We start from the raw sequence: 19,437 nt of genomic DNA, 5'->3' as shown, positions 1-19,437 counted from the left end.
CCAAACGTCAAGGAAGAAAGAGATTACGAGCGTACTCGTATCACTCGCTCAGGGCTTCGATCATATAGTTGTTGATCGTGGCCTTGACGCTCTCGAGGTGATCGGAGTGCGTGGAGGCGACGAGCTCGCTCTGCGGCTTGTCGATCGCATAGTCCTCGAGCGTGGCCAGCGTGGCGCTGCCGTCTTCGACGCTCTTGCCGATGCCGGAGTCGAAGGAGCTGTAACGCTGGGAGACGAGATCCTCGATGTACTTGTCCTCATGCATCTTCGCGGCGATCAGCAGGCCCGCAGCGAAGGAATCCATGCCCGCGATGTGGGTACGGAAGAGGTCGATGGCCTCAAAGGAGCTACGACGCGGCTTGGCGTCGAAGTTCAGGCCGCCGTGGGGGCCGATCTGGCCTTCGGCGAGGACCTCCCACATCACTGCGGTGGTCTCGTAGAGGTCGGTCGGGAACTCGTCCATATCCCAGCCGATGAGCTTGTCGCCCTGGTTGGCGTCGAGCGAGCCGAGCTCACCGGCGTCGCGCGCGATGCGGATCTCGTGCTGATAGGTGTGGGTGGCGAGGTTGGCGTGGTTGCCTTCGAGGTTCAGCTTGAAGGTGCCCATCAGGTCGTACTTCTGCAGGAACGAGATGGCGGTGGAGGCATCGAAGTCATACTGCAGGCTGCAGGGCTCCTTGGCCTTCGGCTCGATCAGGAACTGAGCGTTCATGCCGATTTCCTTGGCGTAGTCCACGCACATATGGAAGAACTTGGCCATGTGGTCCTTTTCACGGGCCATGTCGGTGTTCCAGAGGTTTTCGTAGCCTTCACGGCCGCCCCAGAAGACGTAGTTCTCGGCGCCGAGGCGCTTGCCAATCTCGAGGCTGTGCTTGAGCTGAGCACCCGAATAAGCGAAAATGTCGGCGAACGGCGAAGTCGAAGCGCCGTCGACGAAGCGCGGGTTGGTGAAGAGCGATGAGGTGTTCCACAGCAGCTTGATGCCGGTGGCCTTCATGTTCTCTTCGATCTTGTCAACGACACGATCGAGGTTGGCGTTGGTCTCGCGCAGGGTGTCACCTTCCGGTGCCAAGTCACGATCATGGAAAGCGAAGTACTCTACGCCAAGCTTTTCGAAGAGCTCGAAGGCGTAATCGACCTTGGCAAGCGACTGATCCATCGGATCGCTGTACTTGTAATAAGGACGATGGGCGGTGCCGTCGCCGAACGGGTCGACGAGCTGCTGATCGAAGGTGTGCCACCAAGCCACGGCGAAGCGCAGCCAGTCCTTCATCTTCTTGCCGGCGACCACGCGGTCGGCGTCATAGTAATGGAAACCAAGCTCTTCCTTGACTCCCTTGTCGTGTCCGACATACGGAATCTTTTCAACATCCCACAACCCCATAGGTTGCTCCTTTGCACACGTGCCGTCGTTGCAGACGACATTGGTTAATTCGTTTCACTTGTATCGTAGGTCACACTGCTTCGCTATGTCAAATCATTTAATTATATTCGCGTCAAATTTTTCCCATGAGTCCAAAAGCCTTGTTATATACGGTAAAAAGACAGAGTCTGCTGCGACGATACCGTCGAAAGCACGAATCCGTCGCTCCGATAAATCTTGGAAACGACGGATTGCAAACTTTCTATGACTGTTGCCTGTTTTCAACAACACTTATGCCACAAGCGTACAACCACGACCGTGGTTCTTGCGCCTGCGATACTTGCGACTATCACTTCAACGTGTCCGCAGGGGCAAACAGCTGCGTTCTTCCGCTGAGGCCGGAATCATTGCCGCGCTCGACCGTAATGGAGGCGCTCGGAGAACCGCCGGACCCTTTGTCACCATCGAAGGTAAGAGTAGTGGTCGTGGTTTCACCTGCAGTCCCCTCCTGCCAACTTACCGTCGAAGGGGCGGCCGTTGCAGCTGAATCGGCGCCCCAGAATGTCATGGAACCACTCCCCGAAACGCCATCACCGGAGCCCGACCGCGAAAACTTCACGAAAACCGAACCATCGGAGAGCCGCTGTGCCCGGTAATTCTCGCCGTCGCTCTGCCACGTGATCGGCGACTCATCTATCGGCTGTGCGGGTTGCTCTGCAAAGGCAAGCGACGGACCCGCAAACGCCATGCTCGTAAGCATCGCCGCGCAAGCGGACACCGCACCCAAAAGCTTTTTCCTGTTGTCACTCATCATTGCACTTCCTTCGTCGCTGAATAGAAATTGACCAATCGGATAATAAATCACTATACAGCAGACAGCAGGCGATGCAACATTCAATAAAACCCAATATGCCACGGAATACGACCAAGTCTCGTATCCGACGGACTTCTCAGGCTTAAGATCATAACGCACAATGACGAATCACACCCACGTGCCTCAGACCGTACGGGACTCTCCTTTGACTTTGAGGGTCACCGGGTCGCCGGAAAGGCGATGGATCGAGACCTCGCCGTGGGTGACGTTGACGATCAGACGTGAGCCGCGGACGGTAAGTCTGTAGGTGAGGCTCTCCCAATCTTTCGGTAGGTGCGGGTCGATCGAAAGCTCTTCGCCGCCGGAATCGCGCAGGCCGCCGAAACCGGCGACCACCGACATCCACACGCCGCCGGCCGAAGCCAGATGGATGCCATCGGACGTGTTGCTGTGCAGGTTGGCCACGTCGGCGTAGAGCGACTCCAGGAAGTACTGCATAGCCAGGTCGCCATAGCCGACCTCGGCGGCAAGAATGCACTGGGAAGCCGCGGAAAGCGAAGAATCCCCAGTGGTCAGCGGATCATAGAAGTCGAAATCTCGGCGTTTGGCATCGAGCCCGAACTTCGAGGACAGCAGATACAACGCCAGCACCGTATCCGTCTGCTTCAGGACGCGTCGGCGGTAGATCACCATCGGGTGATAGTGCAGGAGCAGCGGACGCTCGGTGTCGTGCTCGAAATCCCACGGCTCGCGGCGCATGATGTCATCGTCCTGAAGATGGATGCCGAGCTTCTCGTCGTACGGCAGCTTCATCAGTTCGGCGATCTCACGCCAACGCATCGACTCTCCGGGCTTGACCGAAAGGCGCTGGACCACGGCGTTGAGCTCGTCGCCACTCAGCGATTCCAAAGCCTCCGCGGCCTTGCGCAGGTTGAATTGCGCCATGACGTTGGTGTAATAGTTGTCGTCCACCAAAGCGGTGTATTCGTCTGGGCCGGTGACCGTATTGATATGGAAGGTGCCGTCCCAGCCCATATAGCCCAGGCTCGCCCACATCCTCGCGGTCTCGACCAGGATGTCGATGCCTTCGCTCGCCAGAAAATCGTGGTCGCCGGTCACCGCAACATACTGGCAGACGGCGTAGGCGATGTCCGCGTCGATATGGTATTGGGCGGTTCCGGCCTCGAAGAAGGCCGAAGCCTCCTCGCCGTTGATGCTGCGCCACGGGAAAAGCGCGCCTTCCACGCTCATGATGCGGGCACGCTTGCGGGCCGCCGGCAACATGCGGAAGCGGTAGGACAGGATGTCGCGGGCCAGCGCCGGGTTGGTGTAGATGAGGAAGGGAGCGATGTAGGTTTCGGTGTCCCAGAAATAGTGGCCGGAATAGCCGGTGCCGCTCAGGCCCTTGGCCGATACGCCATTGGGAACGGTGGCCGTTGCCTGCGCGAGTTCGAAAAGCTCCCAATGCAGGGTCTGCTGAAGACGGCCATCACCGCCGTCATCGACTTCGACGTCCGATTCCTGCCAGAACCGGGCCAACCATGCGCGTTGCTGCTCCTGCAGCGCCTCAAAACCTTGCGCGACAGCCCATTGCAAGGTTTGCGCGCAAAGCCTGATAAGTTCTGCGGAATTCTGGGTTTCGATGGTGGCAACCTGTAACCCTTCATCGATTCCGATAGGATTTATCCGATATGTATTATAAGCGGCGTACCGCAGCACCCGCTTCTCACCGCCGTCCGGCACAGCGACGTCGAAGACCGCGGGGACCATCTCGCCGTCAACCTGCTGGCAGAAGCCGACGCCCATCGTCAGCTCGGAATGCAGGCAATGGAAAGCACCGAAGCTCTCGTCGGCCACGCCACGCGAAATCGCGTCGACCTCAAGCTTGCGCAGGCCGCCGTCGGCGATCAAATCGGCCTTGCGCGGGTCGACATCGCGCGACACCACCGGCTGATCGGTGTTCATTTTGCCTTCGACATGAACGTTCAGCGCACATCCGTGAGCTTTGAACGTCAGAGCCGTGGCCATAAGGTCGGCACGGAACAGGCAGACCATGGTGACGATATCGACTTCGAGGCTCGCGCCATTGCCGATGTCGTATATATAGGAACGCGTCGCGGTGCCATCCTTGAAATCGAGGCTCTGCGAAACCTGCTGCGCGCGGCCGAGCTCCTTGCCGTCAACGGAGAACTTGAAATCGACTGTGTCGGGCACACCTTGCACGACCTGACCCACGCGCGCGAAACCGTAGGCCTCCTCGGCGTGGCGGATGGCAAACGTCTCATGGAACCCGCTCAGGAACGTACCCGAGCCAAGATTTCGCGGCGCATTGGCCTCACCGCGCACGCCGATAGTGCCGTTGGAAAGGGAAAACAGCGTCGCGCTTTCGGCACTCGGCTCGCCATATTCCGTGAATTTCCATGGGTCGATGGGATAACGGCGAGCGTCAAGCGGGTCGCCTTGCAAATCCAGTTTCCGGATCTCGTTACTGTCCAACGCTTTCCTCCAACATCATGCCATCTGCGGGATGTCGTCTGATGACATTGCCCTTGGGCTGGCAGCTTCTCCGCATCTAAACGCCTGCAATCTCATCATTGTTTGGGCAGACCTCGCATCATTCACTGCTGGCAAGCATACCCCGAACCCAGTAATATTGCGGACTCAAGAAACACCCTGGGAGCGTTAACAGAAAGGCTTTTGGGGAATTGGGATGCCGCCATCACGTCTCACCAACATTCCGACCATTACCAAGAGGCGCATTATTCCGACACTAGCGTCAAAGAAATGCACTTTAGCACCCCCAAAACGCACTATTGCAACACTACCGTCAGAAAAACGCACCTCAACACCCCCAAAACGCACTATTGCAACACTACCGTCAGAAAAACGCACTTTGGGGGCACTAAAGTGCACTTTTCTGACGGCATCCACAAAAACATGCACTTTACCAACTATCAGGCAGCTACCAGCTATCAGGCAGCGCGGATTGGCGGCCCATGAGCCAAAGAAGAAGCACGTCCCCTGAAGGATCAGTCTCTTTGTGCCTCCGCCCGCACCCAACTCGGTCGTCAAGCTTGCTCAACCACCTGAAGGATCAGTCTCTTTGTGCCTCCGCCCGCACCGCAACCAAAGCTTACGGTTGTGCAGGTTCACCGAACGCTTCGACGAATCGGAAAATCGGCGATACCGCTGCTGGTAACGTTGAATCGTGCAGACCATGCCAAGACGACAACGGCACTGCGGCAGCATACATAAGGACAACAGACGGGATTGCGCACAATCATGGGTTTCATTCACTTCCTCATTGAGCTTCTGAAAGACCCTCGAACCATCATCGCCGGCTGGATCTCAATGGGGGTGGCGCCGACGCTTGGCTTCATCTTCCTTATCGTCTTCATCGAAACCGGCGTGGTCTTCTTCCCGTTTCTTCCAGGCGACTCCCTGCTTTTCGCGGCAGGGTTCTTCGCCGCCCCGGACGCCGTGACCGGCAAATCCGCGCTCCCTTTGATTGCGTTGTTACCTGTGGTCTGGATTGCCCCGATTACAGGCGATCAATGCAATTATTTCATCGGTCGCTTCTTTGGACGCAAGATCATCGAAAGCGGGAAAGTCAAGGTCATGACGCCACAGCGCCTTGCCAAAACCGAAGCCATGATCGACAAGTGGGGCCCGCTCGCGGTCTTCCTTGGCCGTTTCTTCCCGTTCATCCGCACGTTCATGCCGTTCATTTCTGGCCTTTCGGGCATGCGCTGGCACCGCTTCACACCGTTCTCGATGCTTGGCGGGCTGACATGGTCGACATTGTTTACCTTGCTCGGTTACTTCTTCGGCGGCATTCCCATCGTCCAGAACAACTTCGAGCTGGTCATCATCGCCATTCTCGTTATTTCGGTTTTGCCTACGGTCATCGGACTCGCCAAGGCCAAGTTCGGCAAGAAAAAGGACGACGGCGAGGGCGCGAACACTTCGTCCGCCATACTCGAAGAGGACAAAACCTCCGACTGACCGACACCTTGTCCGAAGTCTCCGACCACCCGGCACCTCGCCCGAAACCTCCGACCACCCGGCACCTTGTCCGAAACCTCCAACCGCCCAGCCTCTCGCCCGAAGTCTCCACCCGACACCTTGTCCGACACCTCCGACCGACACCTCCGACCGGCACCTCGTCCGAAACCTCCGACCGACACCTCCGACCGGCACCTCGTCCGAAACCTCCGACCGGCACCTCGTCCGAAACCTCCGACCGCCCAGCACCTCGCCCGAAGTCTCCACCCGACACATTGTCCGGCACCCCGACCGAAACCTCCGACCGCACGGCACCCCGTCCGACACCTCCGACCGCACGGCACCCCGTCCGACACCTCGCCCGAAACCTCCGACCAGCCCCCGAACCTCCAGCCAAAATGCATATCCGAGCTTCAAAAGCAGGTGTCCGCTGACTTATCCGCACTATAAGCAACGCAGCAATCGACGAACACCATAGCAGATGCGCCTTTGCCGTTCCACATATTTACGCTGCGCACGGCCTAAATCCGAAGCTTCGGATACGGCCTTCTTAGCAGCGGCATCATCAACCTGCCACGAAAGGCGCGTTCTTCACATTCTGTACAGGCCAGACGCTGGCATCGAACACTCCTGCAACCGAACGCAACCTAAACAGCCGCCGAATCCCGCCAGCCACGCAATTCCACACGCAGCCCGGCAGCCGCCGCACAAACAAATGTCAAACGTTATTATTACCTAAACACCGCCTGTTCATTGTCCGCAGAAATCGGATAAACCTAACAAATATCAGGTATCAAGCAATACTTGAAGACCATTTTGAACACGCGGCAGTCACGAGCATTCTGAAATTATTGTTTTGAGATATGTTCTTACCTATTGCAATAATTATTCATGTCGGCAGTTTCTATTATTTTGTTGCAACAAAACACAAAAATATATACTAATTCCCCCATTAAATGTGAGCAAAATCACATTGACAAATCTCAATTTATATTAAAAATGGGCTTTTTTCTGATTCTGGACGTATATCGTTATATATGTAGGTTATTTTTTTGATGGGCATCGAACGTTGATATATGCGCAAAGAAGCCATCGACAGAAGCCTGAAAGTAGTGACATCTTAAGGCCAACTTGAAGGAGTCAAGATGAAGGTAGTGATTTTCTCCACTTGCCTGGTCGATCTGATATTTCCCAATGTCGGGAAAGCGATGGTCGAAGTTCTGGAAAGATTCGGCTGTGAAACTTATATGCCGATGCAGCAGATCTGCTGCGGACAGATTACGTTCAACAGCGGATACGTCAAGGAATCCACAAAGGTGATGCATAACGAAATCGACGCTCTGATGGGCGTTGACGCCGATTACATCGTCGGACCTGCCGGTTCCTGCGTCAATATGCTCAAGGAGCTGCAGTTCCACCTGCCCAAGGGAGACAACGCATACAAGGCCAAGGCCCACGCGATGGCCAACAAGACCTACGAGTTCTCGCAGTTCCTCTATCGCGTGCTCGGCGTGCTCGACGCCGGCGCAGAGCTCAATACCGTGGCGACCTACCACCGCTCCTGCCATATGACCAGGTTGCTTGGTGAGCGCGAGAGCCCTTATATCCTTATGGACCACGTCAAGGGACTTACGGTTCGTGAACTGCCGCATATCGAGAACTGCTGCGGTTTCGGCGGCATGTTCTCCATGAAGATGCCCGAAGTCTCCCAGGAAATGGTCAACGAAAAGGTCGCGGACGTGCAAAGCACCGGCGCCAAGGTACTGATTTCCTGCGACCCTGGCTGCCTGATGAACATCGGCGGACGTTTCAATCGAACGGGCAAGAAAATCACCATCATGCATCTGGCGGAAGTGCTCAACAGCAATGTCGATATGAGCCGTGTGAAGTATGTCGATGCAGCCGAGCGCAAGGCCATCGACGAACAGACTTTGCAGCATTCCAACGCACATGAGGAGGCTCTGGTATGAGCACCACACAAATGGATGACACCATGTTCAAGCGCACCGGAAAATCTACCGGTACGATGCTGCAATATGGCGACAAGAACTTCGTGAACCGCGTCAACCAGAGCAAGGCCGACAAGTTCGCACGCGGCGCCATCACCAGCGCTCAGGACGCACAGTGGATCAAGCGTGAAACCGCTCGCGCCGAGCTCGGTAACTGGGAAGGATGGCGCGACCTGAGCGAGCAGATTCGCCAGCAAGTCATTCGTTACCTTCCCGATTACCTCGAGGAGTTCTCCAACAACGTCGAAAAGCGCGGCGGACATGTCTTCTTCGCGCAGACCGACATCGAGGCCCGCGATTTCATCACCGATCTGGTCAAGAAAAAGAAGGCGCACAACATCGTCAAGCCGAAGTCCATGGTCACCTCCGAGATCGGACTCGACAAAGCGCTGCTGAAGATACCGGGCGTCAAGGTCACTGAAACCGATCTGGCCGAGTTCATCTTGGAGCTCGATGATTGGGACGAACCTTCCCACCTCGTCTTCCCCGCTCTGCACAAGAACCGCGACCAGGTACAGAAGCTCTTCGCCAAGCTCGGCTATACCGGCGACAACGACCCGCAGCATGAGGCGCGCTTCTCGCGCAAGGTGCTGCGCGAACGCTTCCTGGAATCTGATATGTCCATCACCGGCTGCAACTTCGCCGTTGCCGATCAGGGCATGGTCAACATCGTCACCAACGAAGGCAACGCCGACCTCTCCATGGCCATCGCGCCCACGCAGGTCGTCGTCATGGGTATGGAACGCCTCGTACCGACCTTGAAAGAGGCCGAGACGATGGACAACATGCTCGTGCGTTCCGCAGTAGGTACGAAGCTCACCTCTTACTGCAGCTTCGTCTCCCCCAAGCTTCCCGACGAGGCCGACGGACCCGAGGACTTCTACGTGGTCATCGTCGACAACGGGCGTTCCAACGCGCTCGGCACCGAATTCGAGCCGATTCTGCAGTGCATCCGTTGCGCCTCCTGCCTCAACGTCTGCCCGATCTACCGCAACATCGGCGGCAAGGGCTACGGCTCGGTCTATCCGGGGCCAATCGGCGCTGTGCTTTCCCCGTTGCTGCAGGGCGACTACGACGAGTTCCACGACCTGCCGTACGCCTGCTCCCTCTGCTCGGCCTGCACCGCGACCTGCCCCGTGAAGATTCCGCTGCACGAGCTGATCCTGAAGCATCGTGAAATCATGATGAACGACAAGCATATGGGCGACCTGATCGCCGACACCGTGATGAAGGTCGTCGGCATAGGCACCGGCCATTCCTCGCTCTTCCGCACCGCACTCACCTTCGATCACGTCGCGATGAACACCATCGCCAAGAAGGGCGTCAAGAATCCGGCCACGGGTTCGCGCGTACCGGATACCGCCAAGAACTTGAACGAGAACGGTAAGCATGAGGAATGGATGCCATTCGTCTTCGGTGGATGGACCAAGGTCCGCGATCTGCCGGAACCGCCGGCCCATTCCAAGAACTTCCGCACCTGGTTCAACCAGCGCAAGAAGGCGCAGATTGCCAAAGCCGGAGGCGCTGGGGCGTTCCACAAGGCCCAGGCCAGTATCCTTGCCAAGAATCCGAACGCACCGAAGGACTTCGGTACTTACGACAACAGCGTTTCGACGCGTAAAGTCGGCAAGGAGCAAACCACGCCGCTCTCGGAAGCGACTGTGCCAGTGGCACTCGGCTCCATCGAAGAGGCCGGAGTCGGTCATTATTCCGACCACTCCAGTCACACCAGCCATGAGAACGCAGTACGGCACGGAATCGCTACGGGTCCCGCCGCAAATTCCGCCGACAATAGGAAGAAGGACTGAATATCATGACCGATCGTGAGACATTCCTCAACTATCTCGCCGAAAAAAGCGGGCGTCCGCGTCATCAGCTCAAGGACCATCCGCTCAAGCCGATCAATGACCTTCCCGAAAGCACGCTTTCCGGCCATACACAGGACGAGTTGCTTGAAATCGCACGCAAGAACGCGCCCGCGGTTCACGTCGATTTCCAAACGACCGACAAGGCCGGGCTGCCTGTGGCGCTTGACAAGTTCATCGCCGCCAAGGCAAACGGAAAGCTCATACTGCCGACCGATGACGAGAATTATCAGGCATTCGGACTGGAGATCTGGCGCGATAGCCTCTATCCGAAGCCCTCGTTCTGGATACCGGGTGCCGGACGCGAAGTCAACATCGACACCGCGAACCACTCGGAAGCGGCCATCGGTTTCGCCGACATGCTCTGTGCGGAATCGTGCACCATCACGGCCCCGACCACACCTGGCCAAGGCCGCGCCTTCCACTTCCTGCCCGTCCACTATCTGAGCATCATTCGCAAGTCGAGGATCGTGGCACGGAGCCGTCAGGCGATGGATTACTATGAGCCGCGTCTTAAGTCCGGCGAGCTCAAGACCTCCAACATCAACTTCATCTCCGGCACCTCTTCAACCGGTGACATCGAGATGGTTCTGGTCGTTGGCGTTCATGGCCCGCTCGATATGACCTATCTGGTCGTCGAGGACATGTAACCCTTCAAATTATTATGATGCGCCATATCTGAGCCGCTCAACTTTAATCAGCAACTCGGATATGGCGCAATTTTTATGTTCCGTCATAATTAGGCCACTGAGTACTGTTCAGTGGCCTAATTATGAACGAAATTTAAAATAACGTAAGCGCGTCAGTGCTGGCCGTAGACGTTCTGGTAGCGGTCGTTCAGCTTTGCGATGTCCGCATCCGAAATCGGGATGATGTCGCCGATCTGGCGGGCGGCCCACATGGTGTGCGCCACCTCCTCGGTCATCGCCGCAGCCTTGACAGCGGCCTCGGCATCCTTGCCAATGGTGAACGGGCCGTGATTCTGCATCAGGACAGCCGGAGAATGAGGATACTTCTTCAAGGTCTCGACCACACCCTTGCCGATGGCTTCCGAACCGATCAGCTCAAACGGACCGACCGGAACCGGGCCGCCGAACTCGTCACCCATCATCGTCAGGCCGCACGGAATGTTCTGGCCCGTGGCAGCCCAAGCGGTCGCGTAAGTGGAATGCGTATGCACGACGCCGTAGACATCAGGCATATTGCGATAGATATAAGCATGCGACTTGGTGTCGGAGCTCGGAGCGGCCAAGCCGTCGACCGGATCGCCGTTCAGATCGCAGACCACCATCGACTCCGGGGTCAGGCTTTCGTAGCGCATGCCGGAAGGCTTGATCACCATCAGATCGGCAGTACGCAGACGCTGGGAAACGTTGCCGGCCGTCCACACCACAAGATTCCACTTCAAAAGCTGCTCATGCAAAGTGGCCACAACCTCGCGCACCTGCTTGACTTCGGCACGGACCTCGGGTCCGAAATCGTCCAATGTAGTCATAATTTTCCTTTCATACAATCACCTCAGACGTGTCTTTCGACGCCATCGGCAATCATCCAGATTTCTTTATTGTTTCCGGATTCCAGTATCTATGTTACCGCTCACATAAGCGAGGTCATAACCATAACCCAAGAAATTGCCACCATTCACAGCTTCGTCCCGTTTCGTTTCGATGTTTCCGCCATAAATACACCACTGACATCGGCTAAACGGCTTATTTATGGCGCGAAAAATGAAATCCGCCGTCACCAAGCGTTTGCACAAACGCCGGCGAGCCGGAGAATTGCGATTGCAAATTCCATCGTATGAAGTCGTTTCCAACCCGCCGAATTGTACTTGGGGCAGGGTTGTACTAGAATATGTAACGTTGTCTTGAGTGATAAGCTTGAAGACATGGGGCTGTAGCTCAGTTGGTAGAGCGCTTCGTTCGCATCGAAGAGGTCGTGGTTTCGATTACCATCAGCTCCACAGGTAGGGTTTCCGGGGTTTTCCCGGAAGCCCCTTTTTGTTACTCCATGCTCTTCAGCCGCTGCTCGACAAAGCGGTTGAGGGCTTCAGCGGTGAGAGCGTCGTAGCTGTTGATCGAGGCGAATTGCGGGCCGGCGGAGGTGTCCGTCTTGATGAAACCGGTCTGGGCGATGGTCGTCGCACCGGAAGCGACCGCCGACTTGATGCCGGTCATCGAATCCTCGATAGCGATGCATCTCGCCATTTCCTGGCGGAAAGCGACCAATCGCGTATCGTCCGCGTCTTCCGTCGAGCACTCAGAGACAACGGCATCTTGCGTGTCTCCATTGCCAAGATCGTTGGAATCCGACACACACGACACCACACCATGGCTATTACCATTACGCGCAGTGTCGGTAACGCTACCAGCGCTGTCAGCGATATCGCTCGACCGATTCTTCATCCCGTTCGCTGCAAGAATCTCTTCAGGAACCTCAATGCCAAGCACTTTCGCAGCCGCGAGATACGGCGCGGGATTCGGCTTTTTGGGCAGATCGTCCTCGCCACATACATAGCCGACGAACGCGCCCTCAGGAGCCTGACGTACCAGATTCTCTGCCATGCGCCTCGGCGAAGCCGTAACCAGAACCGACGGAATCCCAGCAGCTATCAGCGAGCGCAACACGTCTTCGACACCTGGAATCCAAGGCATATGTTCCGCTTCCTTGCGCGCCACGCCTTCGATCATTAATCGCCCGACTTCGGGAACCGACAACTTTGTACCCTTATCAATCATGAGCTGCGCGACTTGCGGGACGGGCTTGCCCGAGCACGTCCAGCCGATCTCCTCGCTCCAATAGCCGCCATGCTCGCCGGCGATATCCATCTCAACCTGATGCCAATAGGGCTCGGAATCAATCAACGTACCGTCCATATCCCAGAGCACGGCCTTCAGCATCCAATCAGAACCCGTTCCATCATTTTCATGTTGTAAGGCCAAAGGTGACTCCATCTCGTCTTATCCGTTTTCACTTGACACAAAATCTATATTCCATCATGCCATGACCACCGGTTTTAACAGATAAATCGGCGTAGAACAAGGTCAGTCGAAATAATGGCCCCAGACGACCAACGAACGTGGATCGACGAACGGATCGGCATACGAACCGTCGGCGGATTTTGCGGCATGGCGAGGCTTGTGGGCAGACTGCCCCTGCGAAGTATCGGCTCCAGCAGCGTCACCACCCTCCGTTTGCGCACTCGATGCATACGAGCCGGCGGCATCGCTGGCATAGTATGGCCGTCCCGGAAGCTCACGGGTACGGGTCTGCACCTCATGCCGCCAGCGACGGGCCTGACGCGAACGCTGAATCTCGGTGATATCGCCGTCGGAATCGGCCGCGAAAATGCTGGAACCGCGTGGACGCTCGAGACGCTTCACCTCGCGCCGCAGCTGGCGGTTCTCTTCCTGCAATTCGAGGATCCGCGAGATGCCGGCAAGGTTGATGCCGTCTTCCTGGCTCATCTGCTGGGCCACAGCGAGCTTGTGCACATCGCGCAGGGAATAACGGCGGGCGCCGCCTTCCGTGCGTTGCGGGACGATGAGCCCCTGGCGGTCATACTGACGCAGGGTCTGCGGATGGATATCAGCCAGCTGCGCGGCACGGCCCACGCTGAAAACAGGTAGGTCGATATCGAAACCGACGTCATCGGCGCCGTCCAGATCGGCGCGCTGCTCGACCAACGCAACGGCGCACAATCCATACAGAGCCTGCACCTCACGGGAAATCCGAGCCATCGCATTCACCTCCGCTCGTCCTTGTCTACCACTTCATTCATCACGTATGGCATTGACCGCAATACCCATCAATACCATACATACTGTCTAGCCAACCCAGAAACGCTTAATTGGCCCATCCGTACCTATTTCGGAATTACGAATGGACCAATCAAGCCACGCGAATCACTCGCGTTCTTTGGCCACCTCGTCGACGAACTCGCCGGAATTCTTGTCGAACTCCTTGGCATCGTGCTTCTGCACCATGCTGGGCCTCGCCGGCACGCGAATCTCCACGCGTCCGACCAAGTCGCCATCACGGCCAGGAACACCCTTGCCGCCGACACGCACCTCGGCGCCGCTCGACGTACCGGCCGGCACACGGAACGTCACTTCATTGCCGTCGAAGTCTAGCGCCTTGACGCGGGCACCTGCCACGGCCTCGCCGATGGTGACCGGCAGCGGCATCACGATGTCGTTGCCATCGAGGCTGAACTTCGTATCGTTCTTCACGCTGATCTGCAGGTACATATCGCCTGCCGACCCGCCATTGGAACCGAGCTTGCCCTTGCCGGGAAGCCGAATCTTCTGCCCGTCCTTCACACCTGCCGGAATGTGGGTCTTGAACTTGCGCCCGCCCGCCTTCAGGGAGACGGTCGCGCCTTTCACGGCCTGACGGAAGGTCAGCGTGATCTTCGAGTTACGGTCCTCGCCACGCACCGGACGCTGCGGTTCGCGGTAGGTGCTCGATCCGCCGCCGTAAGGCGAGCCCGCACCGGCATACCCGCCGGCACCCTGACCGGCAGCGTTACCGAACATCGAGAAGATATCGTTGAGGTTGGTCGGACCGCCACCGGAGGTCGAGAAACGCACCCCACCGGGTCCGCCGGCACCGCCACCGAACATCGAGAAGATATCGGAGAAGTCGGAGGCGCCGCCACCGAATCCGCCTTGTCCGCTCCCGCCGGCGAATCGTGCACCGCCGCCCGCGAATTGGCGAATCGCGTCGTACTTGCGCCGCTGATCGGCGTTGTTGAGCACGTCGTAGGCCTCGGAGATGTCCTTGAACTTCTCCTCGGCCTCCTTGGTCTTGTTGAGATCAGGGTGGTACTTGCGCGCCAGCTTGCGGTACGCCTTGGTGATCTCCTCGCTCGTCGCGTCTTTGGAGACGCCGAGCATCTTATAAAAATCTTTATCTAGCCATTCATTCTCAGCCATATCACTGCCCTCCTTTTCGGGCTCTTAGCCGCTTACATCACCTGCAACGACCTTGCAAACGACAAGTGCGACCCTCCGGCCACGCGGGGAATCGCACTCTACGTATCACGTCATTGCAGATAGCCGCTAGGCCTTCGGGGAAGCCACCACCACACGGGCGGCTCGGATCACGCGGTCGCCGATGCGATAGCCCGCCTCTACGACGGTGTCCACAATCTCTTCGGTCGCGTTGGCGTCCGGTTTGTGAAGAATCGCCTCGTGCTTGGTCGGGTCGAAGGTTTCGCCCTTCTTGCCGAACTTCTCCACGCCGAACTTCTCGAACGTCTTGTCGATCTTGTTGGCCACGGCGGTAAACGAATCGTCCATCTCGCTGTGCTCACGGATGCGGTCGATATCGTCGAGAGCGGGGAGCAACGCGGTCAGCACGTCGATGATGCCGTGCTGGCGGAAGATCTCCTGCTCTTTCTTGGAGCGGTTGCGGAAATTGACGAATTCGGCACGCTCACGTTGGAGCGCATCGAGATAATCCGCGGCTTCCTTCTTCGCCTGCCCGAGCGGGGTCAGCGTGTTCTCGCTGTCCTTGCCACTTTTGCCATTGGCAGCATCGGCTGCATTATCGGCCTTGTCTGCATCTTCCGCTGCGTTGTCTCCGTTAGTGTGAGCACTACCGGAAGTACCATCTGCAGCAGCAGGCTGACCATTGTCGGCCTGATTCGCAGCCGCTTGCGTGGAATCGCTATTCACGTTCGTATTGTCGTTGTTGGCAGCTGAGGCGGCAGCACCCTGTGGGCTCTGCTTCGCTTCGTCGTCGGCCTTATTATTCGACTGTTCGGAGCTCATTGTTTCACCCGCCTTTTCGCCGGTTGTGCCGGCATTGTTCTGTTCAGGTTCGCCCGGACCAGCACCATCTGCCGGACCGCCGAATCCCGCAGCCGACGCATCGAACCCAGCCATGGAGTTGAGCCATGCGTCATCGGGATCCGGCAGATCCTTCAGATAATCGTCCTTATCGAACCCGGACACGATTACTTGTTGTCCTTCTTGTCGTCATCGTCGTCAACGACCTCGGCGTCCACCACGTCGTCGTCATCAGACGAGGACGAAGCAGAGTCAGCCGCGCCGGCCGCGCCTGCAGCAGCACCGGCACCCGCGGCGCCAGCGGCACCCTCGGCACCCTGCTGCGCATAGAGCGCCTGACCGATCTTCTGCGAGGAAGTGGTCAGCTTCTGCTGAGCGGACTTGATCTTGTCGATATCGTCGCCCTTCAGAGCTTCCTTGAGCGCGTTGACATCGTCAGTGACTTCCTTGACCACATCATCGGAGAGCTTGGCCTTGTTGTCGTTGACCATCTTCTCCATCGAGTAGGCGAAGGACTCGGCGGTGTTGCGGGTCTCGGCGTCTTCCTTACGCTTCTTGTCATCGGCCTCGTGGGCTTCGGCTTCCTTGACCATGCGGTCGATCTCGTCCTTCGGCAGAGCGGATCCGCCGGTGATGGTCATGGACTGTTCCTTGCCGGTGCCCTTGTCCTTGGCGGAGACATGCACGATGCCGTTGGCGTCGATGTCGAAGGTGACCTCGATCTGCGGGACGCCACGAGGAGCCGGAGCGATGCCGGTCAGCTCGAAGGTGCCCAGCGGCTTGTTGTCACGGGCGAACTCGCGCTCACCCTGATAGACCTGAATCAGCACGGAGGGCTGGTTGTCCTCAGCGGTCGAGAAGACCTCGCTGCGCTTGGTCGGGATGGCGGTGTTGCGGTCGATGAGCTTGGTCATGATGCCGCCCTTGGTCTCGATACCCAGCGAAAGCGGGGTGACGTCGATCAGCAGGACGTCCTTGCGGTCGCCCTTGATGACGCCGGACTGCACCGCAGCGCCGACCGCCACGACCTCATCCGGGTTGACGGACTGGCTTGCGGCCTTGCCACCGGTGAGCTCCTTGACGAGTTCCTTGACGGCAGGCATGCGGGTAGAGCCGCCGACGAGGACCACGTGGTCGATGTCGGAAACCGAGATGTTCGCATCGTGCAGCACGTTGTTGAACGGCGTGCGGCAACGGCCGAGCAAGTCGGAAGTCATTTCCTCGAAGTGTGCGCGGGTCAGCGTCTCGTCCAGGTGGACAGGCGTGCCGTCAGGGGTCATGGCCAGGTACTGCATCGAAATCGAGGTCTCGGTGGAGCTGGAGAGCTCCTTCTTGGCCTGCTCAGCGGCTTCCTTCAGGCGCTGCAGCGCGATCTTGTCCTTGGACAGGTCGACGCCGTACTTGTTCTTGACTTCGCCGACGAGCCAATCGATGATCTTCTGATCCCAATCGTCGCCGCCGAGCTTGTTGTCGCCGTTCGTGGCCTGCACCTGAATGGTGGCGAAGCCGTCGTCGTCCTTGCCGATCTCCAGCAGGGACACATCGAAGGTGCCGCCGCCGAGGTCGAAGACCAGGATGCGCTCGTCTTCCTTGCCCTTTTCAAGGCCGTAAGCCAAAGCCGCAGCCGTCGGCTCGTTGATGATACGCAGCACGTTCAGGCCCGCAATCTTGCCCGCGTCCTTGGTGGCCTGACGCTGTGCGTCGTTGAAGTATGCAGGGCAGGTGATGACCGCATCGGTCACCGGCTCGCCCAAATAAGCCTCGGCATCGCGCTTGAGCTTCATCAGCACCTGCGCGGAAATCTCCTGCGGGGTCCACTTCTTGCCGTCGATGTCCACCGACCAGTCGGTGCCCATGTGGCGCTTGACCGAGCTGATGGTGCGGTCAACGTTGGTCACGGCCTGACGCTTGGCGACCTCGCCGACGAGGATCTCGCCGGACTTGCTGAACGCGACCACCGACGGGGTGGTGCGGGCGCCCTCGGCGTTCACGATGACCGTGGGCTCGCCGCCTTCGAGCGTTGCGATGCAAGAGTTTGTGGTACCAAGATCAATACCTACTGCACGTCCCATATTCGTTTCTCCTTATATTCGTACGTTTCACATCTGTTCGCTCGGGTCCGGCCCCGCAACGCGACGTTCGTTTCGTCGCTCGCGGCCCGCATCCAGGTTCGCACCTGTTACATGTTCCAAAACCTGAGCCTACTACACTCAACTTTTAATCGCAAATTATATTCCCAAAATACAGAAAAACTTGAGTCTTTTTCACTCAAGTTTTTGAAATCTCAGATTGATTGGCTATAAACGTTGATATTCCCAGCATTTAACAAATTAATCAACAATGCAGGCAATGGTAGGAATCTGAAAATTCACAGCCAAACCACATACTTCAACCATGATTCACCACACAAACGCTCGAAAGACCTTATGCCGGAATCAGTCCCGCATGAACCAACAACCATGTCAGCCAGTAACCTCCGACCAACCCGATAGGCAAAACAACGGCAAGACCAATCAGCAGGTACGCAACATAGCGGCCTACACTCACCGGTTGCCATTTTCGGTCGGAACGGTCAACATCCTCACCTCGCAGATAAGCACGCAACTCCCGATACGTAACGACGTCAACGTCCTTTCGAAGCTTGTAACACCAAACATTCACCACCAAACACGCCACACACAGAGGAACGAACGCACACAGCGTGAAGAACGACCACGAATCGACGCCGCCGGCTCGTTTCGTCCCCACAAGCGCGCTTACCAAAACCACAACCACCATCAACGCCCCCAGCAAAGCCTCGACCATCGAGCAGATGACGATGCTACGTTTGTTGCGTTCGATCTTCTCATCCATCATTTCGACGTCTCCTTTAACCAGTTCGTCCAGTGTGATACCGAAAAGATTGCCAAGGAGCAGGAGATTCTGCACATCGGGATAGGTGCGGCCGGTCTCCCAGTTCGAGACCGTCTGACGCGAGACGAAGATCCTGCCGGCCAGCTCGTCCTGCGACAGGCCCATCGCCTCGCGATGCTCGCGGATCTGACCGCCCAGCTTCATCTCGACCGCCATTGCCTCGCCTTTCCCATTTGGAGCAGAAGACCATTACCGAACCGCACCGGATTATCTGTTTATCAAGCGACTGCACAATCTGCGCGGAATTCTGCAAACCATCTATCTTCAGCTTACAGAATCCAAACGCAACAGACGTGAGCAACCACAGAATCACTCATGAACATTAAGTGAGTTCAGCTAATCCGCCGGCAATCATTCCGACGATTTCAACGTAACGCGTCTCGGCCGGACACTCCAAGCCAGAACACGAAAAAGCCCTGTCAAAAGTCTTTGACATGGCGGAATTCCAACGATTTTAGAACACGCAATAATTGAGACACGATTCCCAATCGGCAACTTGCATAAGCGTAAATCAGCAATTTGCATAATTCGTATTTTATAATCTGCATGGTTCTCAATGGGGAATCCGCCCACATTCAAAACGTCGCAATCATGCTGCGGGCATCGCCGATTCATTGACCAAGCAGTATGGCTATGCGTTATTGCCTCTAAAAAGAAGACGTATAAAACGAGA

General features: G+C 57.1%; 14 protein-coding genes and 1 tRNA gene. 5 read left to right on the top strand and 10 right to left on the bottom strand.

All coding sequences use genetic code 11. The annotated features are described in order from the left end of the window. Positions 1-40 precede the first annotated feature (40 nt). From xylA to OZX64_RS00780, 3 genes are all read right to left on the bottom strand, one after another. A complete protein-coding gene (gene xylA, locus OZX64_RS00790; RefSeq protein WP_277156720.1) occupies positions 41-1,384 on the bottom strand; it encodes a xylose isomerase in 1,344 nt (447 codons plus the stop codon). Between the two features lie 328 nt (positions 1,385-1,712). Continuing rightward, positions 1,713-2,177, bottom strand: a complete 465-nt coding sequence (locus tag OZX64_RS00785) for a hypothetical protein (RefSeq protein ID WP_277173092.1) — start codon at positions 2,175-2,177, stop codon at positions 1,713-1,715. Positions 2,178-2,360: 183 nt separating this feature from the next. Then, positions 2,361-4,673: a glycosyl hydrolase family 65 protein gene (locus tag OZX64_RS00780; RefSeq protein WP_277173090.1), complete on the bottom strand. Its 2,313-nt coding sequence runs from the start codon at positions 4,671-4,673 to the stop codon at positions 2,361-2,363. Between the two features lie 786 nt (positions 4,674-5,459). On the opposite strand from OZX64_RS00780, the gene OZX64_RS00775 reads away from it, so the two are divergent. From OZX64_RS00775 to OZX64_RS00760, 4 genes are all read left to right on the top strand, one after another. Further along, a complete protein-coding gene (locus OZX64_RS00775) occupies positions 5,460-6,182 on the top strand; it encodes a VTT domain-containing protein (protein WP_277173088.1) in 723 nt (240 codons plus the stop codon). Between the two features lie 1,145 nt (positions 6,183-7,327). Next, positions 7,328-8,152 carry a (Fe-S)-binding protein gene (locus OZX64_RS00770; RefSeq protein ID WP_277156714.1) on the top strand — a complete coding sequence of 275 codons (825 nt, stop codon included), beginning with the start codon at positions 7,328-7,330 and terminating at the stop codon, positions 8,150-8,152. Continuing rightward, positions 8,149-9,999, top strand: a complete 1,851-nt coding sequence (locus tag OZX64_RS00765; RefSeq protein WP_277173086.1) for a LutB/LldF family L-lactate oxidation iron-sulfur protein — start codon at positions 8,149-8,151, stop codon at positions 9,997-9,999. The genes OZX64_RS00770 and OZX64_RS00765 overlap by 4 nt, the downstream gene beginning before the upstream one ends. A 5-nt stretch (positions 10,000-10,004) precedes the next feature. After that, positions 10,005-10,706, top strand: coding sequence for a lactate utilization protein C (locus OZX64_RS00760; RefSeq protein ID WP_277173085.1), 702 nt, complete (start codon positions 10,005-10,007; stop codon positions 10,704-10,706). A 152-nt stretch (positions 10,707-10,858) separates the two neighbouring features. Here the strand turns inward: OZX64_RS00760 and OZX64_RS00755 are convergent, their stop codons facing one another. After that, positions 10,859-11,551: an L-ribulose-5-phosphate 4-epimerase gene (locus OZX64_RS00755; protein WP_277173083.1), complete on the bottom strand. Its 693-nt coding sequence runs from the start codon at positions 11,549-11,551 to the stop codon at positions 10,859-10,861. Positions 11,552-11,946: 395 nt separating this feature from the next. Between OZX64_RS00755 and OZX64_RS00750 the strand changes: the two genes are divergently transcribed. Further along, a tRNA-Ala gene (locus OZX64_RS00750) sits at positions 11,947-12,019 on the top strand. Between the two features lie 40 nt (positions 12,020-12,059). On the opposite strand, the gene OZX64_RS00745 is transcribed toward OZX64_RS00750, so the two are convergent. The 6 genes from OZX64_RS00745 to OZX64_RS00720 form a co-directional block, all read right to left on the bottom strand. Beyond that, positions 12,060-12,998, bottom strand: a complete 939-nt coding sequence (locus OZX64_RS00745; RefSeq protein ID WP_277173082.1) for an HAD family phosphatase — start codon at positions 12,996-12,998, stop codon at positions 12,060-12,062. A 102-nt stretch (positions 12,999-13,100) separates the two neighbouring features. Continuing rightward, on the bottom strand, positions 13,101-13,796 hold the full coding sequence (locus tag OZX64_RS00740; RefSeq protein ID WP_277156699.1) for a helix-turn-helix transcriptional regulator: 696 nt from the start codon (positions 13,794-13,796) through the stop codon (positions 13,101-13,103). Positions 13,797-13,961: 165 nt separating this feature from the next. Further along, the gene (locus OZX64_RS00735; RefSeq protein WP_277173080.1) at positions 13,962-14,993 is read right to left on the bottom strand and encodes a DnaJ C-terminal domain-containing protein; all 1,032 of its coding nucleotides are present in this window, start codon (positions 14,991-14,993) and stop codon (positions 13,962-13,964) included. 126 nt (positions 14,994-15,119) lie between these two features. Then, positions 15,120-15,833: a nucleotide exchange factor GrpE gene (grpE, locus tag OZX64_RS00730; RefSeq protein ID WP_277157362.1), complete on the bottom strand. Its 714-nt coding sequence runs from the start codon at positions 15,831-15,833 to the stop codon at positions 15,120-15,122. A gap of 185 nt (positions 15,834-16,018) precedes the next feature. After that, positions 16,019-17,923 (bottom strand): molecular chaperone DnaK, encoded by a 1,905-nt coding sequence (dnaK, locus tag OZX64_RS00725; RefSeq protein WP_277173077.1) that lies wholly within the window; start codon positions 17,921-17,923, stop codon positions 16,019-16,021. Between the two features lie 352 nt (positions 17,924-18,275). After that, on the bottom strand, positions 18,276-18,920 hold the full coding sequence (locus OZX64_RS00720) for a helix-turn-helix transcriptional regulator (RefSeq protein WP_277173076.1): 645 nt from the start codon (positions 18,918-18,920) through the stop codon (positions 18,276-18,278). Positions 18,921-19,437 lie beyond the last annotated feature (517 nt).

The organism is Bifidobacterium sp. ESL0704 (assembly GCF_029392075.1).
GTDB lineage: Bacteria > Actinomycetota > Actinomycetes > Actinomycetales > Bifidobacteriaceae > Bifidobacterium.
Note: the sequence above shows the minus strand (reverse complement) of the source record. Positions and strands in the feature narration are given on the sequence as shown.

Coding starts and splice junctions, on each gene's coding strand:
- OZX64_RS00760 (WP_277173085.1), top strand. CDS start 10,005: ATGACCGATCGTGAGACATTCCTCAACTATCTCGCCGAAAAAAGCGGG.
- OZX64_RS00770 (WP_277156714.1), top strand. CDS start 7,328: ATGAAGGTAGTGATTTTCTCCACTTGCCTGGTCGATCTGATATTTCCC.
- OZX64_RS00755 (WP_277173083.1), bottom strand. CDS start 11,551: ATGACTACATTGGACGATTTCGGACCCGAGGTCCGTGCCGAAGTCAAG.
- xylA (WP_277156720.1), bottom strand. CDS start 1,384: ATGGGGTTGTGGGATGTTGAAAAGATTCCGTATGTCGGACACGACAAG.
- grpE (WP_277157362.1), bottom strand. CDS start 15,833: ATGAGCTCCGAACAGTCGAATAATAAGGCCGACGACGAAGCGAAGCAG.
- dnaK (WP_277173077.1), bottom strand. CDS start 17,923: ATGGGACGTGCAGTAGGTATTGATCTTGGTACCACAAACTCTTGCATC.
- OZX64_RS00785 (WP_277173092.1), bottom strand. CDS start 2,177: ATGATGAGTGACAACAGGAAAAAGCTTTTGGGTGCGGTGTCCGCTTGC.
- OZX64_RS00720 (WP_277173076.1), bottom strand. CDS start 18,920: ATGGCGGTCGAGATGAAGCTGGGCGGTCAGATCCGCGAGCATCGCGAG.
- OZX64_RS00775 (WP_277173088.1), top strand. CDS start 5,460: ATGGGTTTCATTCACTTCCTCATTGAGCTTCTGAAAGACCCTCGAACC.
- OZX64_RS00740 (WP_277156699.1), bottom strand. CDS start 13,796: ATGGCTCGGATTTCCCGTGAGGTGCAGGCTCTGTATGGATTGTGCGCC.
- OZX64_RS00765 (WP_277173086.1), top strand. CDS start 8,149: ATGAGCACCACACAAATGGATGACACCATGTTCAAGCGCACCGGAAAA.
- OZX64_RS00735 (WP_277173080.1), bottom strand. CDS start 14,993: ATGGCTGAGAATGAATGGCTAGATAAAGATTTTTATAAGATGCTCGGC.